The organism is Promicromonospora xylanilytica, assembly GCF_054782895.1.
The window spans coordinates 553,823-570,022 of sequence record NZ_BAAGRP010000007.1; the positions used below are offsets into that span (position 1 = coordinate 553,823).

The window sequence follows — 16,200 nt, forward strand, 5'->3', positions numbered from 1 at the left end:
GCCCTGCGGAACGGGTCAGAGCAGGCCGGCGTCGCGGATCCGCAGGGCGATGGTCACGCGGTTGTCGGTCTCGAGCTTGAGGAAGATGCGGGTCACCGTCGCCTTGACGGTGGCGACGCTGATGAACAGCCGCGAGGCGATCTCCGCGTTGCTGGCGCCGCGGGAGATCTCCACGGCGACGTCGAGCTCCCGCGGCGTCAGGACGTCGAGCTCGGCGCGCGCCCGCTCCCGCGCCGCGCCGTCGGCCGTGCCGGCGGTGGCCGCCGTGATCACCTGGCGGGCGACGGTCGGCGACATGACGGGCTCGCCGTCGGACACGGACCGGATGGCCGCGATCACCTTGTCGGGTGCGGCGTCCTTCAGGACGTAGCCCGAGACGCCCGCGGCGAGGGCACGCAGCACCAGGTCGTCCACGTGGAACGTCGTCAGCATGATGATGGCCGGCGGGTCGGGCCGCCGGAGCAGGCTCTCCGCCGTCGTGACGCCGTCCTGGACCGGCATGCGGACGTCCATGAGCACCACGTCGGGGGCGAGCTCACGGGTGGCGGCCTCGGCCTCGATCCCGTCGGCGGCCTCGCCGACGATCTCGATGTCGCTCTCACCGCCGAGGATCAGGCTGAGGCCACGGCGTACGAGCGGGTCGTCGTCGACGAGCAGGAGGCGGATCACGGGGTCACGCTCCATGGCAGGGATGCCTCCACGACGAACCGGTCGCCGTCGTTGTGGTGGGTCAGGGTGCCGCCGAGCAGGGCCGCTCGCTCGCCGAGCCCGATGAGTCCTAGCCCGTCGGACGATACGGGGAGCTCCCCCGGGGAGTCCGCCACGTTCGTCACGCGGACCTCGACGGAGGTCCCGCACGCACCGCTCAGCTCGACGGTCACGGGGGCGCCCGGTGCGTGCTTGCGCGCGTTGGTCAGGGCCTCCTGCACGATGCGATAGATGTGCCTGCCCACCTGCGGAGGCAGCTGCTCCACCTGCTCGAGCGACGCGCGGTACTCGACGCGCTGCCCCGCCTCCCGCACCTCGGCGACCAGGGCGTCCAGGTCGTCGAAGGACGGCTGCGGACCACCCAGCGGGTCCTCCTCGCGCAGCGAGCCGAGGGTGGCGCGCAGCTCCTCGAGCGACGCGTGCGCGTTGTCCCGGATGACCGCCGCCGCCTGGCGGACCTCGTCGGCGGTCAGGTCACTGCGGTGCGCGAGCGCACCGGCGTGCAGGGACAGGATCGACAGCCGGTGGGCGAGCACGTCGTGCATCTCGCGCGCGATCCTCGCCCGCTCCCCCGCGCGTGCGCGCTCCAGCCCGTCCCGACGCTCCCCTTCGCGCCGCCGTTCCTCCGACAGCGCGAGGTCCCGCGTGCTACCCAGGTACAGACCGAAGCCGACCAGGCACGCGATCGTCACGACGCTGCCGATCGCGGCCACCAGGGTGGGCACCTCCCACCCGGAGTCGACGAACACCATGCCGACGAGCCCGAGCCACAGCACCACGCAGGCCCCGGCGGTACGCCAGACGTCGCGGTGCGCGGCGAGCGAGACGAGAGCGACGAACGCGGCACCCGTCGCCGAGCCGGACTGGACCGTGAGCACGCCGGTCACCGCCGCGACCGTGAACGGCAGCCGGCGGCGCCAGCGCAGCAGGACCAGGCCGACCAGGCCGAGGGCCAGGTCGAGTGCGCCCATCGGCCACTCGACGACGCCCTGCCCGACGAGGAACACCCAGCTGGCCCCGGTCAGCACCAGGGGTACCGACGCGATGGCATAGCGGAGCCGCTCCTGCCGGCCGGTGAGGGGTGTCATCCCTGTGCGGGGTGTCATCGCGACCGATCGTAGGCAGCCCGTGAGGACGGTGCCCAGCGACCTCGGGCTACGGGTGGACAGACCGAGGTCGACGATCCGGCCGGCTCGCGGGCGACCTGCGGCTCCCGGCATGGCCCAGGGTCCGTAGCACCCGCGCCCCGCGGCGGGTGGACTGGAGCCATGATCACATTCGACCACGTCACGAAGCGGTACGGCGCGACCCTCGCGCTCGACGACGTCTCGTTCGAGGTGCCGGCGGGCTCGATCACCGGCTTCCTCGGACCCAACGGCGCCGGCAAGACCACCGCGATGCGGATCCTCCTGGGCCACACCCGGTCCTCCTCCGGCCGGGCGACGATCGACGGGCAGCAGTACGCGGCGATCAGCAACCCCGCGAGAGCAGTGGGCGGCCTCCTCGACGCCCAGGCGGTCCACCCCGGCCGCACCGGCGCCGAGACGCTGGGCCTCGCCGCGGCGATGATCGGCGTGGACCGCCGACGCGTCGCACAGGTGCTCGACCTCGTCGGCCTCACCGTCGCCGAGAGCCGGCGCACCGTCAAGGGCTACTCGCTCGGTATGCGCCAGCGCCTCGGGATCGCCCAGGCCCTCCTGGGGGCGCCGAAGGCGCTCGTGCTCGACGAGCCGGCCAACGGCCTCGACCCGCAGGGCATCCGCGCCATCCGCGACCTGCTGCGGGCGCTCGCGGACGACGGGTGCGCCGTGCTGCTGAGCTCCCATCTGCTGCACGAGGTGGCGCAGCTCGCCGACCGCGTCGTCATCATCGGCCGCGGCCGCATCCTCGAGGCCGCCGCGATCGACCCGAGCGCGGCGCAGGACCTGGAGAACCGCTACTTCACTCTCACCGCCACGGACGATCGGAGCGCAGCATGAGCAGCACGACCATGCCCCAGACCAGCGAGCTACCCACGGTGCGAGGACCCGCCCGCGCCGTCCCGTTCACGCGGCTGGCCGCCGTCGAGCTGCGCAAGCTCGCCGACACCCGGACGGCGATCGTGCTCCTGACGCTGCTCCTGCTCGGAGCCGTCGGGGCGATGGTGGTCAACGCCTCCTTCTTCACCGAGGACGCGCAGGAGGTCACCACCAGCGCGGCGCTCACCCTCGGCCTGTTCCTCCCGGTGGTCGGGATCGTCTCGGTGACGAGCGAGTGGAGCAGGCGCACCGCGCTCACGACCTTCGCCCTCGAACCGCGCCGCTGGCGCGTTCTCGTCGCCAAGGCGGTCGCCGGGATCGCGGTGGCGATCGCCACCAGCGCCCTGATGCTCGCGGTCGCCTTCCCGACGACCGCCGTCGCGGCCGCAGTGCGCGGTGTGCAGGCGGACTACACGCTCGACCCGGTGACCCTCGCCGGCTGGACGGCCGTCAACGTCCTGTTCACCCTGTGCGGGGTCGCCCTCGGCTCCCTGCTGCTGAACGGTGCGGCAGCGATCGTCGTCTACCTCGTGGCCTCGACCGTCTGGGGATTCGTCGGGCTCACCGGCGACCTCGGCAGCACCCTCGCGAGCTGGCTCGACCTGAACGTCACGACCATCCCGCTGGCCGACGGCGTGATGAGCACCGACGCGGTCGGCCCGCTCCTCGCCTCGATCGGCCTGTGGGTCGTGGGCCCCTTCCTGCTCGGCCTCCTTCGCGTGAGCCGGATGGAGCTTCGATGAGCGACCCGGACGAGACGACCATGACGGGCTCCGCCGTGCGGCACGTGCCTCGCTTCTTCGTCAAGCAGCATTTCACCGTGCTGGTCAACCGCTACACGATCATCGAGGCGCTCGACGACGGCTCGGAGGGCCGGATGCTCGCCTTCGCGCAGCAGAAGCGGCTCGCGATGCGCGAGAAGGTGACCTTCTACGAGGACGAGGCGAGGACCCGGCCGCTGTTCGGCTTCCGCGCACGGCAGGTGATCGACGCCGCGGCGGCCTACGACGTCACCGCCGCGGACGGGTCCGCGATCGGCTCCTTCGAGAAGGACTTCGCCGCGAGCCTGCTCCGCTCCAGCTTTCACCTGCGAGCCCCTGGGCTGGAGGCCTACGGCCAGGAGCGCAGCGTGCTCGTCGCCGTGCTGCGACGTGTGGCCGAGCTTCCGCTGCCCGTCCACTTCACGTTCCGCGACACGGGGACGACCGCGCCCGTCCTGACCAGCGAGCGGCAGCTCAGCCTGCGCGACCGGTACACCGTCGAGGTGCCCGACACCAGGGTGGACTTCCGGCTCGCCGCCGCGGTCGCGGTCGGCGTCGACGCGCTGCTGGGGCGGTGACGACCCGATGCGGCGACCGGACCGAGCAGGGCTCCGGGCCCGGCGACGGTTACCCTACGGCAGTGCCAACGAACGCGGGGATCGACCCGGACGAGCTAGCCACCACCCTTCGCGTGCTGGGCCGGCTCCATGACCTCGACCCCAACCATCCCGACGTCCAGACGGTCAAGCGGGCGACCGGGTACATGTGGAAGCTGCTCAAGAAGTCCCGGCGGGCCGCGGTCCGCGAGGAGCTCCAGGCGCACGACCGGAGCGTCATCGAGCGGACCGCGACCGGGTCGGCCGCGCGGATCGACGACGAGACAGCCGGCATCCCCCTGGTCTCGACCGCACCGGGGGCGTTCGCCGGAGAGCTGCGCACGGCCCGCGGCTGCTACATCTGCAAGACGGACTACACCCTGGTCGACTCGTTCTACCACGGGCTGTGCCCGGCCTGTGCCGCGAAGAGCCACACGCGGCGCGACCAGCGCACGGACCTGACCGGGCGCCGTGCCCTGCTCACCGGGGGCCGGGCGAAGATCGGCATGTACATCGCGCTGCGTCTGCTGCGCGACGGCGCCCACCTCACCATCACCACCCGCTTCCCGAAGGACGCGGTGCGCCGCTTCTCGGCGATGCCCGACGCCGCCGACTGGCTGCACCGGCTCAAGATCGTCGGGATCGACCTGCGTGATCCCACCCAGGTCATCGCCCTGGCCGACGACGTCGCCGCGGCGGGCCCGCTCGACATCCTGGTGAACAACGCGTGCCAGACGGTCCGCCGGTCCCCGGGGTCCTACTCGCAGCTCGTCGAGGGCGAGTCGTCGCCGGTCGCCCCGCTCCCCTACGGGCTTCAGCCGCCGGAGATGGTCACGTTCGACCACGTCTCGGAGGCGCACCCCGCCGCGATCGCGGGGGCGCTGACCGCCTTGTCCGTCGCCCACCGCGAGGGACAGTCGCAGGACGACGCCGTCGCCATGCACACCGCGGCGTCCCTGACGGCACTGGCGCTCCGGGCGGGCTCGGCCTCCCTGGACGCCCACCTGGCTGGCACGGCCGTCGATGCCGGCGGGCTGCTCCCCGACCTGCAGACGACCAACTCGTGGACCCAGGTCGTGGACGAGGTGGACCCGCTGGAGCTCCTGGAGGTCCAGCTCTGCAACGCGATCGCGCCGTTCCTGCTCATCTCCCGGCTACGGCCCGCGATGCGGGCCGCGACGTCCACGGCGCGACGCGGGTACGTCGTCAACGTCTCGGCGATGGAGGGGCAGTTCTCCCGCCGCTACAAGTCCGCCGGACACCCGCACACCAACATGGCCAAGGCCGCCCTCAACATGCTGACCCGCACCTCCGCGGCGGAGATGTTCGAGAAGGACCGGGTCCTGATGACCGCCGTGGACACCGGGTGGATCACGGACGAGCGCCCGCACCAGGAGAAGCTGCGGATCGCCGCCGAGGGCTGGCACGCGCCCCTCGACCTGGTCGACGGCGCCGCCCGCGTCTACGACCCGATCGTCCAGGGTGAGGCCGGGACCGACCTGTACGGCTGCTTCCTCAAGGACTACGAGCCGTCGCCCTGGTAGAGCCGGCACCCCCGGCTGACCGTGGTCAGCAGGCGCCAGGCGGCCGTTGCCGGGCGAGTCACGGCTCCACCCGGCCTGCTGAACACGAGTCACGGGAGACGGCCTAGCCGGTCGCCCTCGTCAGGACCGGCGCGGTCCGGGCCATGATCGTGGAGAGGCCCCACGGACACGCGGTCCACGGGGCCTCTCCAGTCCTATCAGGGCAGATCTCCACCCTCAGGGCAGACCGTCACCAACCGCGCTCCGCCAGCCGAACCGGCTCGGGCGACTCCTCGACGTTGATGCCGACCATCGCCTCACCCAGACCGCGCGAGACCTTGGCGACCACGTCGGCGTCGTCGAAGAACGTCGTGGCCTGCACGATCGCCTTCGCGCGCTGCGCCGGGTTGCCCGACTTGAAGATGCCGGAGCCCACGAAGACACCCTCGGCGCCGAGCTGCATCATCATCGCGGCGTCCGCCGGGGTGGCGATGCCGCCGGCGGTGAACAGCACGACCGGCAGCTTGCCGGTGGCCGCGACCTCCTTGACCAGCTCGTACGGCGCCTGCAGCTCCTTGGCGGCGACGAACAGCTCGTCCTCGGGAAGCGACGTCAGGCGGCGGATCTGCTGACGGATCTGGCGCATGTGCGTCGTCGCGTTCGAGACGTCGCCCGTGCCGGCCTCACCCTTGGAGCGGATCATCGCCGCACCCTCGGTGATGCGCCGCAGCGCCTCGCCCAGGTTGGTCGCACCGCACACGAACGGCACGGTGAAGTTCCACTTCTCGATGTGGTTGGTGTAGTCCGCAGGGGTCAGCACCTCGGACTCGTCGATGTAGTCGACGCCGAGCGACTGCAGCACCTGCGCCTCGACGAAGTGCCCGATACGTGCCTTCGCCATCACCGGGATGGAGACGGCCTCGATGATGCCGTCGACCATGTCGGGGTCGCTCATACGCGACACCCCACCCTGCGCACGGATGTCGGCGGGCACTCGCTCCAGCGCCATGACGGCCACCGCACCCGCGTCCTCGGCGATCTTCGCCTGGTCGGGCGTGACGACGTCCATGATGACGCCGCCCTTGAGCATCTCGGCCATACCGCGCTTCACGCGCGCGGTGCCAACCGTGCCCACGGTGTTCTCGCCGGTCACGGATTCAGTCACGGTTACCTCGCATAGTTCTCGCCGGTGGGATCGACGCCGGTCGTTCCGGGCGCGGTCGGCGCCCTAACTCGATCCTATCGTCCGGCTCCGGCAGGCCCTGCCCCCTGCTCGCAGTGCGGTCAACCGCCGCCCAGCTCCAGGGCGTGCGGCAGCACGTCGTCCAGCTCCACCGTCCGCGGCATCGGGGCGCGTCCGGCCAGCCGGAACCACCGGACGTACCAGAGCCTGCGCACCCGGCGGGCCTGCGCCACCGCCTCGTTGTGGAAGCGACGAGCCAGCGTCGCCCGGTACCAGGCGGCGCCGAGCGCCGCCACCACCTCACCGGCGGGCCCGTCCAGCAGCGTGCGGACCGCCTCCGGGCCGCCCATCGCCTCCCGCAACGTCGCCGTGAGACCCGACTCGGCGCGCTCCCGGACCGGCCCCAGCCCGTCCATCTTCAGCGCCGCGGCCGGCGAGGTCACCGGCCCGGCGTCCGACGCCGTGTACGCGGCGTCCGCCACGAGCACGGCGCTCGCGGGATCCAGGGCGCCGGACGCCGCGAGCTCGACCGCAGCCGACGCGCGTCGCACGAGCTGCGCGTCGAGTGCTATCCGGGACGCGGCGACCTTGCGGTGCAGCCGGTCAAGGCGCGAGGCGCCCCGCCAGGCCAGCAGCAGGCCGACCGCGAGCGCCCCGAGCACGACGAGCGCCATCTCGGACCAGGTCACGCGTCACCTCCGACGTGGCGGGGGAAGAGCCCCATGATGCGTCCGACGACGTCGCCGCCGATGGCGTGGTCGGCGGCGAGCGTCATGTCGTACACGGCGAGCACCTGTTCGGTCACGCCGGACCAGTCGTACCGCTGGACCCAGTCGGCGGCGTGGGCCCGGTAGGCGTCCCTGCGCGCAGGGTCGGCCAGCAGAGTCAGCAGGGTGGAGGCGAGGTGGGCGGGGTCGCCGGTGCGGAACAGGGCGCCGGCCGCGCCGTCGTCCAGGACGCGCTGGAAGGCGCCCAGGTCGCTGGCCACGACCACGGAGCCGGCGCTCATGGCCTCGACGAGCACGATGCCGAAGCTCTCGCCGCCGGTCTGGGGTGCTACGTACAGGTCGGCGGAGGCCAGCAGCTCCGCCTTCTCGGCGTCGGTGACGCCGCCGAGGAACTCGACGGACGAGGCCTGCTCGCCGAGCAGCTCGCGGGTGCCCGCGGCGACGCCGGCCCCGCGCCCGGCGATCAGGAACCGGGCGCCGGGTACGCGGTCGAGGATGGTGGGCACGGCCCGGAGCAGTACGTCGAGGCCCTTGCGGGGTTCGTCGATCCGGCCGAGGAACGCGATGGTCGGCGCGTCGGGGGTGCCGGTCCACCGCGGCCGCCGGGGGCTGCTCGCGAACACCTGGGTGTAGACGCCGTTCGGGATGACGACGGCGTCGCCGCCGAGGTGGTCCACCAGTGTGCGGCGCGCGTCCTCGGACACGGCGATGCGGGCGGCGATCTTCTCCAGGGACTGCCGCACGAGCGGGTAGGCGACCTGGAGCGCCCGCGAGCGCACCTGTGAGGTGTGGAAGGTGGCGACGACGGGCTCGGTGGCCTGCCAGAGCGCGAGCATCGAGAGGCTGGGGACCATCGGTTCGTGCAGGTGGACGATGTCGAAGGGGTGGCCGCCGATGCCGCCCTCCAGCCAGCGACGCACGCGGGTGGCGGTCAGCGGCCCGAAGGTCAGGCGCGCCACGGACCCGTTGTACGGCACGGGCACCGCCCGTCCGGCGGCGGTGACGACGCCGGGCAGCTCGGTGTCGTCGCTCGACGGGGCGAGCACCGACACCTCGTGCCCGGCGGCCTGGAGAGCCTCGGCGAGGTCGCGCACGTGGAACTGCACACCGCCGGGGGCGTCGAAGGAGTAGGGACAGACGAGGCCGACGCGCAGCGCGTGGTGGCCGCGTCGCCGGACGCCCCTCATCCGCTCCCCCGCTCCCGGGCGCCGTGCTGGCGGGCCGGGCCGAGATCGGCGACGAACACGCGCTGCAGCATGTGCCAGTCGTGCGTGTGCTCGACGATCGTCCGGGAGAGCTGGTCCACCCAGCCCTGGGTGAGGAGGCGGAGCTGCTCGTCGCGAGGCAGCCCGGCGTCGGGGACGGGCAGCGGCGGGCAGAACCTGATCACGATCCCCCACGGCGTCCCGGCCGCCCGGCGGCGCTCGCCGCGCAGCCGTTCGTAGGTGATGCCGACGGCGTGGACGGGCACGCCGGCCTCGAGGCCGAGCAGCGCCGGCCCGGCCGCCACCCGTGCGCGGTGTCCCACGAGGTCCACCTCGATGCCGGTCGAGGTGAGGTCGCGGTCGCTGAGCAGCGGGATGAGCCTGCTGCCCTCCTTGGCGCTGCGCACGAGCGAGCCCAGCACGTCGCCGTTGCCGAGGGCGAGCACCTCGATGCCGAGCGAGGCGCGGAACCGCACGAACTCGTCGAAGAGCTCGTCGGGCTTGAGCCGTTCGGCGACCGTGAGCACGCTCGCGAGGTACTGGGAGCCGTACGCGCCCGCCAGGTCCCAGTTGCCGAGGTGGCCGAGCGCGAGCGAGACCGCTCCCCCGTCGGCGACGACGGGCCGCACGTGCTCGTCGTAGCCCTCGACGCGCACGCGCGCCCGCAGGCCCTCCGGGGTGACGCCCTGGAGGGTGAACGCCTCGCGGAAGTAACGCATGTAGCTGCGCATGCCGGCCCGCGACAGCCGGCGCACGGCGGCGGCGTCGAGGTCCGGCCGGACCCGCGCGTAGTTGGCCTCCATGCGGCGCACGCTCTTGCCGTGCCGCAGCCAGGTGACGTCGGCCACCACGGTGAACAGGCCCCGCAGCAGCGGCTCGGGGATCTTCGTGGCGTTCCGCCACGCGAACGTGTACGCCGCCGCGACGTCCATCAGGTTCCCTGTCCCACGCCGCGCCGAGTGAGCTGGGCCCGCACGGTGGCCATGCGCTGGAGCACGGTGACGAGGCTCGCGAGCGCCAGCAGCGTGAGGACCACCTCCAGCACGACCACCGGCAGCCCCACCTGCAGGAACGTGAAGGGCACCAGCGCGAGCACGAGCCGGTCGGCGCGCTCGGCGATGCCGACCTGTACGGTCGCCCCGACGCTCTCGCCCCGGGCGCGGGCGTACGGGACCACGCTCCCGAGCACCAGGCACGCCAGCGCGGCGCCGACGCCCCACAGCCCGTGGTGCTCGTCGGGGTGCAGCACGAACCAGAGGGTGATCCCGGCGAACACGGCGCCGTCGGACACCCGGTCGAGGGTGGAGTCGAGGAACGCGCCCCAGGGGCCTGAACGGCCGGCCTGGCGTGCCATCACCCCGTCGAGGGAGTCGAAGAGGACGAAGAAGCCGACGAGGAGGCCGCCCACGAGCGTGTGTCCCGTGGGGAACAGGGCCAGGGCCACCGCGGTGACGACCACCGTTCCGGCGACGGTCACGGCGTCCGGCGAGATCCGCAGCGCCAGCAGCAGCCGGGCCAAGGGCGTGAACACCGTGGTCATGAAGGAGCGCAGGCCCCGGAACATCAGTTCTCCTCTCCGCCCCCCGCCGTCACCCACGCCTCCGCAAGTCGGCGGCGCGTGTCCCCCAGCAGCTCGGGCAACGCCTTGGTCTGACCCACGACGGGCAGGAAGTTCGCGTCACCCAGCCAGCGCGGCACCACGTGCTGGTGCAGGTGCGCCGCGATGCCCGCGCCCGCGACCTCGCCCTGGTTGATACCAAGATTGAAGCCTGCCGGCGCGTAGACGGCGCGCGACACGCGCATGGCCTGCTGAGTCATCTGCGCCAGCTCGGCCGTCTCGGCCGCGTCCAGGTCCGTGTAGTCCGAGACGTGCCGGTACGGGAGCACCATGAGGTGCCCCGAGTTGTACGGGTAGAGGTTCAGCACCACGTAGCACAGCTCCCCGCGGGCGACGACGAGACCCAGCTCGTCGTCGCCCTCCGGGATGCGGCAGAACGGACAGGTCTCGACGGTCGAGTCGGTGGGCCGGTCCTGCCCGCCGATGTAGACCAGTCGGTGCGGCGTCCAGAGCCGCTGCAGCCCGTCGCCCGGCGGCCCGAACGCCGCCGGCGACTCCGGTACGGGCTCTGTGCTCATCCGACGACGACCATCAGTCACCCGTCAGACCTGGACGCGATCGCGGACGGCGGCCACGATGCGCTCGATGGCGTCGGCCACCGGCACACCGTTCTCCTGGGTCCCGTCACGGAACCGGAACGACACGGCACCCGCCTCGACGTCCTCGCCCCCGGCGATGAGGGTGAACGGCACCTTCTCCTTGGCCGCGTTGCGGATCTTCTTGCCGAACCGGTCGTCGCTGTAGTCCGCCTCGGCGCGGATGCCGCGTGCCTTGAGCTGGGCGACGACGTCGGCCAGGTAGCCGTCGAACGCGTCCGCGACGGGGACGGCCTTGACCTGGACCGGGGCCAGCCATGCCGGGAACGCGCCCGCGTAGTGCTCCAGCAGCACCGCGAAGAACCGCTCGATCGACCCGAACAGCGCGCGGTGGATCATGACGGGGCGCTGCCGCGAGCCGTCGGCCGCCGTGTACTGCAGGTCGAACTTCTCGGGCAGGTTGAAGTCAAGCTGGATCGTCGACATCTGCCAGGTCCGGCCGATGGCGTCCTTGGCCTGCACCGAGATCTTCGGGCCGTAGAACGCGGCGCCCTCCGGGTCCGGCACCAGGTCGAGGCCCGACGCGGTCGCCACCTCCTCGAGCGTCTTCGTCGCCTCGTCCCACACCTCGTCCGAGCCCACGGACTTCTCCGGGTCACGCGTGGAGAGCTCCAGGTAGAAGTCCTCCAGGCCGTAGTCCTTGAGCAGGTCCAGCACGAAGGTCAGGGTGGCGGTGAGCTCGTCCTTCATCTGCTCGCGCGTGCAGTAGATGTGCGCGTCGTCCTGCGTGAAGCCGCGGGCGCGCGTCATGCCGTGCACGACGCCGGACTTCTCGTACCGGTACACGGTGCCGAACTCGAACAGCCGCAGCGGCAGCTCGCGGTACGACCGGCCCCTGGAGTCGAAGATCAGGTTGTGCATCGGGCAGTTCATCGGCTTGAGGTAGTAGTTCTGCCCCGGCTTGCGGACGGTGCCGTCGTCGTCGAGCTCCTCGTCGAGGTGCATCGGCGGGTACATGCCGTCCGCGTACCAGTCGAGGTGCCCGGAGACCTGGTACAGCTTCTCCTTGGTGATGTGCGGGCTGTAGACGAACTCGTAGCCGCCCTCGATGTGCTTCTGCCGCGAGTACTCCTCCATGGCGTTGCGGATCACCCCGCCCTTGGGGTGGAACACCGCGAGGCCCGAGCCGATCTCGTCCGGGAAGCTGAAGAGGTCCATCTCGGAGCCCAGGCGACGGTGGTCGCGGCGCTCGGCCTCCGCCAGGCGCTCCAGGTACTCCTTGAGCTCGTCCTTGGTGGGCCACGCCGTGCCGTACACGCGCTGCAGCATCGGGTTCTTCTCGCTGCCGCGCCAGTAGGCGGCGGCCGAGCGCTGGAGCTGCACGCCGTTGCCGATGAGCCGGGTGCTGGGCAGGTGCGGGCCGCGGCACAGGTCCTTCCAGACCACCGTCTCGCTCTCGCGGCCGGCGCCCCGGACGTTCTCGTAGATGGTGAGCTCGCCGGCGCCCACCTCGACGGACGCGCCCTCACCGGCGTCGGCCGACGAACCCTTGAGGCCGATCAGCTCGAGCTTGTACGGCTCGTTCGCAAGCTCCGCACGGGCCTCGTCCTCGGTGACGACCCGACGGCGGAAGGTCTGGCCCTCCTTGATGATGCGCCCCATGATCTTGTCGAGCGCCTTGAGGTCGTCGGGCGTGAACGGCGTCTCGACGTCGAAGTCGTAGTAGAAGCCGTCGGTCACCGGCGGGCCGATGCCCAGCTTCGCGTCCGGGTTGACCTGCTGCACCGCCTGCGCCAGCACGTGGGCCGCGCTGTGCCGCAGCACGGCGAGACCGTCCGGCTCGCCGATGGTCACCGGCTCGACCGTGCGGCCGGCCGGGATCTCGCGGTCGAGGTCCCACAGCTCGCCGTCCACCCGCACCACGACGACGTCGCGACGGTCGGCGTACAGCTCGACGCCGCTCGTCGTGGCCGTGGTCGTCGTCGCCTCCGTGGAGGTGTCAGCCGAGGTGAGTGCGGTGGGGCTGGGCGGCGATGCGACGTCGGACACGACGGTGCTCCTAGGGGAAGGTCACGGAAACTGATCGAGGGGCACCGTCGTCGCCGACAGTGCCCCTCGATCGTACCGACCGTCAGTCGCGGCCGCCGTCACCGTGACGACCCGGGCCGTCCTGGCCACGGCCCTCGCCACGGCCACCCTCGCGGCCCTCGCGGCCACCCTCACGGCCCTCGCGGCCCTCGCGGCCCTCACCGCGGCCCTCGCCACGGCCACCCTCGCGGCCTTCGCCGCGGCCCTCGCGGCCCTCACCGCGGCCGCCCTCGCGCTCCTGCTGCGGGCTGTCCTGACGCTCCGCCGCCTGCGGCTGCGCCTCGCGCTGCTGGGCCGGCTCCTGTGCCGCCTCCTCAGCGCCGCCCCACTCGCGGGCCTTGTCGCCCATCGAGTCGATGGCGCCGTCTGCCTGGTCGGGCGCGAACTCCTTGAGCTTGTCGGTGGCAGCGCCGACGTTCTCGTCGGTCATCTGCTCCTTCGCCTTCGCGACGTTGTCCGGGTCGGACGCGAACTCCTTGGCCTTGTCAAAAAGCCCCATGTTCAAATCCTCTCGACACAGGCACACGAACGGTGCGCCCCCTGCGAACGACGGGGTCCCGTCGCCCATTCGAACCTACGCGCACCCGAAGAGGAGCGCACGGCAGCGCTGACGCTGCGCGGGGCCGAAACTACCCACGGGTCACGCGTACCGCATGTGGAAGAGCCACTCCACGCTCCCGGGCCGAGCACCACGGCCGGGGTGAAATCACGACCGCGCTGCTCGGCGGACGCCTCCCACGTCTCGTAACGTCAGCCCGTGGAGTCCGTCGAGTACCTGACCATCGCCGTCGCCGCGGCCGCTCTCATCATCGCGGTCACCGCGCTCGCGCCCCGCGCCGGGGTCGCCTCTCCCCTCGTGCTGGTGGTGCTCGGCGCCGGGGTGAGCCTCCTGCCGTGGGTACCGGCGATCGAGGTGCCACCCGAGCTGATCCTCGGCGGGGTGCTGCCTCCCCTCCTGTACTCGGCGGCCGTCGGCCTGCCGTCGATGGACTTCCGGCGCGACTTCACGGCCATCGGCGGCCTCTCCGTCACGCTCGTGGTGATCAGCTCCGTGCTGATGGGGCTGCTGTTCCGGCTGCTGATCCCGGGCATCGACCTGGCCACCGCCATCGCGCTGGGCGCGATCGTGAGCCCGACCGACGCCGTGGCCACCTCGATCGTGAAGCGGCTCGGGGCGTCGCCGCGCAGCGTCACCATGCTCGAGGGCGAGTCCCTGCTCAACGACGCGTCGGCCCTGGTGCTGCTCCGCTCGGCCATCGCGGCGACGGCCGCTTCGGTGAGCCTGTGGGAGGTCGTCGGCGACTTCGCGTTCGCGGCGGGCGTCGCGGTCGCGATCGGCGTGCCCGTCGGCTGGCTGGGCCTGCGGATCCGCGGGCGCCTGCGGCACGCCGCCCTGAGCACCGCCATGTCGTTCGTCGTCCCGTTCGCCGCCTACCTGCCCGCGGAGGAGCTGGGGGCGTCCGGCCTGGTCGCCGTCGTGGCGGCGGGCCTGGTGACCGGCAACGGCTCTGCCCGGCACCTGCGGCCCCAGGACCGCATCGCCGAACGGTCCAACTGGCACACCGTCGAGCTGCTGCTCGAGGGTGCGGTCTTCCTCGCGATGGGGCTCGAGCTCTTCGCCCTGGTCGAGGACGTGGAGGCGGTCACGGGGTCGGTCTGGCGAGCCGCCGCCGTCGCCGCCGTCGCAGGGGTGGCGGTGCTGGTGGTGCGGGCCGGGTTCGTCGCACCGCTGATCGCGGTCCAGGCGCGCAGGGCGCGGCGCGGGGAGGCGGTCCGCGGCACGCTGGCGGAGTTCCAGGTCCGCATCGACGAGCGGGCGGCGGCGGCTCCGCCGCGGACGGCCGGGCAGGCCGACGGCGGTCGGGGCCGCTCTCCCGGCAGTCGCCTGGAACGGATGCAGGGCGTCCTGCGGCGGCGCACGGCCGACATCGACTACGACCTGGCCAGGCCGCTGGGCTGGCGGGAGGGCACCCTGCTGGTGTGGGCGGGCATGCGCGGCGTGGTGACGCTCGCCGCCGCCCAGACCTTGCCGGCGGAGACACCGAACCGGTCCTTCCTTATCCTGGTCGCGTTCGGCGTCGCGGTCGGCACCCTGTTGGTCCAGGGCAGCACCCTGCCGTGGGTGGCGCGCCGGCTGGGCCTCGTCGGGCAGGAGACCGCCGACGACCTGCCCGCCCTGCGCCGCGAGACCGAGCAGGCGGCCCGCGCCTTCCTCACGGCCCCCCGCCGCCCGGACGGTACGGCGTACGACGAGAGCGTGGTCGCCAAGGTGCGCAAGGACATGGTCCGGGAGCACGAGTCGCAGGACGAGGACGCCGTGCTGACCAAGGAGCGGTTCATCCAGTACCGCGAGCTACGGCTGGCGGCGATCGCCGCCCAGCGCGAGGAGCTGCTCGCCGCGCGCTCGGCCGGCACCTACGACTCCGCCCAGCTCGGGAACGCCCTGGACCTGCTGGACGCCGAGCAGATCGCCGTCGAGATGCGCAAGGGAAAGATTCCCCTGCACGGCGACGCGCCGGAACGCTAACCTCCCCGAGTGACGGATTACACACCGCTCCACCTCGACTGGCCCGGCTGTCTCAACGTGCGTGACCTGGGCGGACTCCCGCTCACCGGCGGCGGCACCGTGCGCGAGCGGGCGCTGGTCCGCTCCGATTCCTCCAGCTTTCTGACCGACGACGGCGTCGTCGCCGCCACGGCCTACCGCCTGGCGCGGATCGTCGACCTGCGCCGGCCGTGGGAGAACGACGAGTGGCCGAGCATGCTGGCGAGCCACCCGGGCTACCTGAGCCTCCCCGTGCAGGAGCCCGACGACCCCGAGGAGGGCCCGTGGGTCCACCTCTACACGGGTCTGCTCGACCGGCGCCCAGACCTGTTCGCGCGCGCCGTCGCCGCCGTCGCGGACGCGCCGGAGGGTCCGGTGCTGGTGCACTGCGTAGCGGGCAAGGACCGCACCGGCCTGGTGGTGGCGCTCTCGCTCAGCCTGGTCGGCGCCGATCTCGACGCGCTGGCCGACGACTACGAGCTCACCAACGAGCGGCTCGCCCCGCGGTACGCCGAGCTCCCTGAGGACCGGGAGATCCCCGTCGGGCGCGAGATCCCGCCCACCCGGCACGTGATCGTCGAGGCCCTGGAGCACCTGCGCGCGCGGCACGGCTCGGTCGAGGCCTACCTGACCCGCGGCGGCCTCACCCCGGGCCACGTGCGGGCGCTGCGCGCCCGCCTCACCACCTGAC

Annotated in this window: 16 protein-coding genes; 6 read left to right on the forward strand and 10 right to left on the reverse strand. The window is 72.5% G+C overall.

Annotation, left to right across the window (positions count from 1 at the left end; translation table 11 throughout):
• Positions 1 to 15 precede the first annotated feature (15 nt).
• A complete protein-coding gene (locus tag ACYVK7_RS10270) occupies positions 16 to 684 on the reverse strand; it encodes a response regulator transcription factor (protein ID WP_460887588.1) in 669 nt (222 codons plus the stop codon).
• Positions 666 to 1,814: a sensor histidine kinase gene (locus ACYVK7_RS10275; protein ID WP_460887589.1), complete on the reverse strand. Its 1,149-nt coding sequence runs from the start codon at positions 1,812 to 1,814 to the stop codon at positions 666 to 668. The genes ACYVK7_RS10270 and ACYVK7_RS10275 overlap by 19 nt, the downstream gene beginning before the upstream one ends.
• A 162-nt stretch (positions 1,815 to 1,976) precedes the next feature.
• On the opposite strand from ACYVK7_RS10275, the gene ACYVK7_RS10280 reads away from it, so the two are divergent.
• The 4 genes from ACYVK7_RS10280 to ACYVK7_RS10295 all read left to right on the forward strand — a co-directional run bounded on the left by ACYVK7_RS10280 (position 1,977) and on the right by ACYVK7_RS10295 (position 5,627).
• Positions 1,977 to 2,687 carry an ABC transporter ATP-binding protein gene (locus tag ACYVK7_RS10280; RefSeq protein ID WP_460887590.1) on the forward strand — a complete coding sequence of 237 codons (711 nt, stop codon included), beginning with the start codon at positions 1,977 to 1,979 and terminating at the stop codon, positions 2,685 to 2,687.
• The gene (locus ACYVK7_RS10285; RefSeq protein ID WP_460887591.1) at positions 2,684 to 3,469 is read left to right on the forward strand and encodes a hypothetical protein; all 786 of its coding nucleotides are present in this window, start codon (positions 2,684 to 2,686) and stop codon (positions 3,467 to 3,469) included. Before ACYVK7_RS10280 ends, ACYVK7_RS10285 begins: the two co-directional genes overlap by 4 nt.
• On the forward strand, positions 3,466 to 4,065 hold the full coding sequence (locus ACYVK7_RS10290) for an LURP-one-related/scramblase family protein (protein ID WP_460887592.1): 600 nt from the start codon (positions 3,466 to 3,468) through the stop codon (positions 4,063 to 4,065). Before ACYVK7_RS10285 ends, ACYVK7_RS10290 begins: the two co-directional genes overlap by 4 nt.
• Positions 4,066 to 4,127: 62 nt before the next feature.
• The gene (locus tag ACYVK7_RS10295; RefSeq protein ID WP_460887593.1) at positions 4,128 to 5,627 is read left to right on the forward strand and encodes an SDR family NAD(P)-dependent oxidoreductase; all 1,500 of its coding nucleotides are present in this window, start codon (positions 4,128 to 4,130) and stop codon (positions 5,625 to 5,627) included.
• 229 nt (positions 5,628 to 5,856) lie between these two features.
• Here the strand turns inward: ACYVK7_RS10295 and pdxS are convergent, their stop codons facing one another.
• The 8 genes from pdxS to ACYVK7_RS10335 form a co-directional block, all read right to left on the reverse strand.
• The gene (gene pdxS / locus ACYVK7_RS10300; protein WP_460887594.1) at positions 5,857 to 6,771 is read right to left on the reverse strand and encodes a pyridoxal 5'-phosphate synthase lyase subunit PdxS; all 915 of its coding nucleotides are present in this window, start codon (positions 6,769 to 6,771) and stop codon (positions 5,857 to 5,859) included.
• A 119-nt stretch (positions 6,772 to 6,890) separates the two neighbouring features.
• Positions 6,891 to 7,478 (reverse strand): hypothetical protein, encoded by a 588-nt coding sequence (locus ACYVK7_RS10305; RefSeq protein WP_460887595.1) that lies wholly within the window; start codon positions 7,476 to 7,478, stop codon positions 6,891 to 6,893.
• Positions 7,475 to 8,671: a glycosyltransferase family 4 protein gene (locus ACYVK7_RS10310; RefSeq protein WP_460887921.1), complete on the reverse strand. Its 1,197-nt coding sequence runs from the start codon at positions 8,669 to 8,671 to the stop codon at positions 7,475 to 7,477. Before ACYVK7_RS10310 ends, ACYVK7_RS10305 begins: the two co-directional genes overlap by 4 nt.
• Before the next feature lie 29 nt (positions 8,672 to 8,700).
• On the reverse strand, positions 8,701 to 9,654 hold the full coding sequence (locus ACYVK7_RS10315) for a phosphatidylinositol mannoside acyltransferase (protein ID WP_460887596.1): 954 nt from the start codon (positions 9,652 to 9,654) through the stop codon (positions 8,701 to 8,703).
• Positions 9,654 to 10,286 (reverse strand): phosphatidylinositol phosphate synthase, encoded by a 633-nt coding sequence (gene pgsA / locus ACYVK7_RS10320; protein ID WP_460887597.1) that lies wholly within the window; start codon positions 10,284 to 10,286, stop codon positions 9,654 to 9,656. Before pgsA ends, ACYVK7_RS10315 begins: the two co-directional genes overlap by 1 nt.
• A complete protein-coding gene (locus ACYVK7_RS10325) occupies positions 10,286 to 10,858 on the reverse strand; it encodes an HIT family protein (RefSeq protein ID WP_460887598.1) in 573 nt (190 codons plus the stop codon). Before ACYVK7_RS10325 ends, pgsA begins: the two co-directional genes overlap by 1 nt.
• 24 nt (positions 10,859 to 10,882) lie before the next feature.
• Complete coding sequence (gene thrS / locus ACYVK7_RS10330) at positions 10,883 to 12,925, reverse strand: threonine--tRNA ligase (protein ID WP_460887599.1); 2,043 nt, start codon at positions 12,923 to 12,925, stop codon at positions 10,883 to 10,885.
• Positions 12,926 to 13,007: 82 nt separating this feature from the next.
• Complete coding sequence (locus ACYVK7_RS10335) at positions 13,008 to 13,463, reverse strand: hypothetical protein (RefSeq protein WP_460887600.1); 456 nt, start codon at positions 13,461 to 13,463, stop codon at positions 13,008 to 13,010.
• 258 nt (positions 13,464 to 13,721) lie between these two features.
• Between ACYVK7_RS10335 and ACYVK7_RS10340 the strand changes: the two genes are divergently transcribed.
• Positions 13,722 to 15,491 (forward strand): cation:proton antiporter, encoded by a 1,770-nt coding sequence (locus tag ACYVK7_RS10340; protein WP_460887601.1) that lies wholly within the window; start codon positions 13,722 to 13,724, stop codon positions 15,489 to 15,491.
• 9 nt (positions 15,492 to 15,500) lie between these two features.
• Positions 15,501 to 16,199 carry a tyrosine-protein phosphatase gene (locus ACYVK7_RS10345; protein ID WP_460887602.1) on the forward strand — a complete coding sequence of 233 codons (699 nt, stop codon included), beginning with the start codon at positions 15,501 to 15,503 and terminating at the stop codon, positions 16,197 to 16,199.
• Position 16,200: the final 1 nt, after the last annotated feature.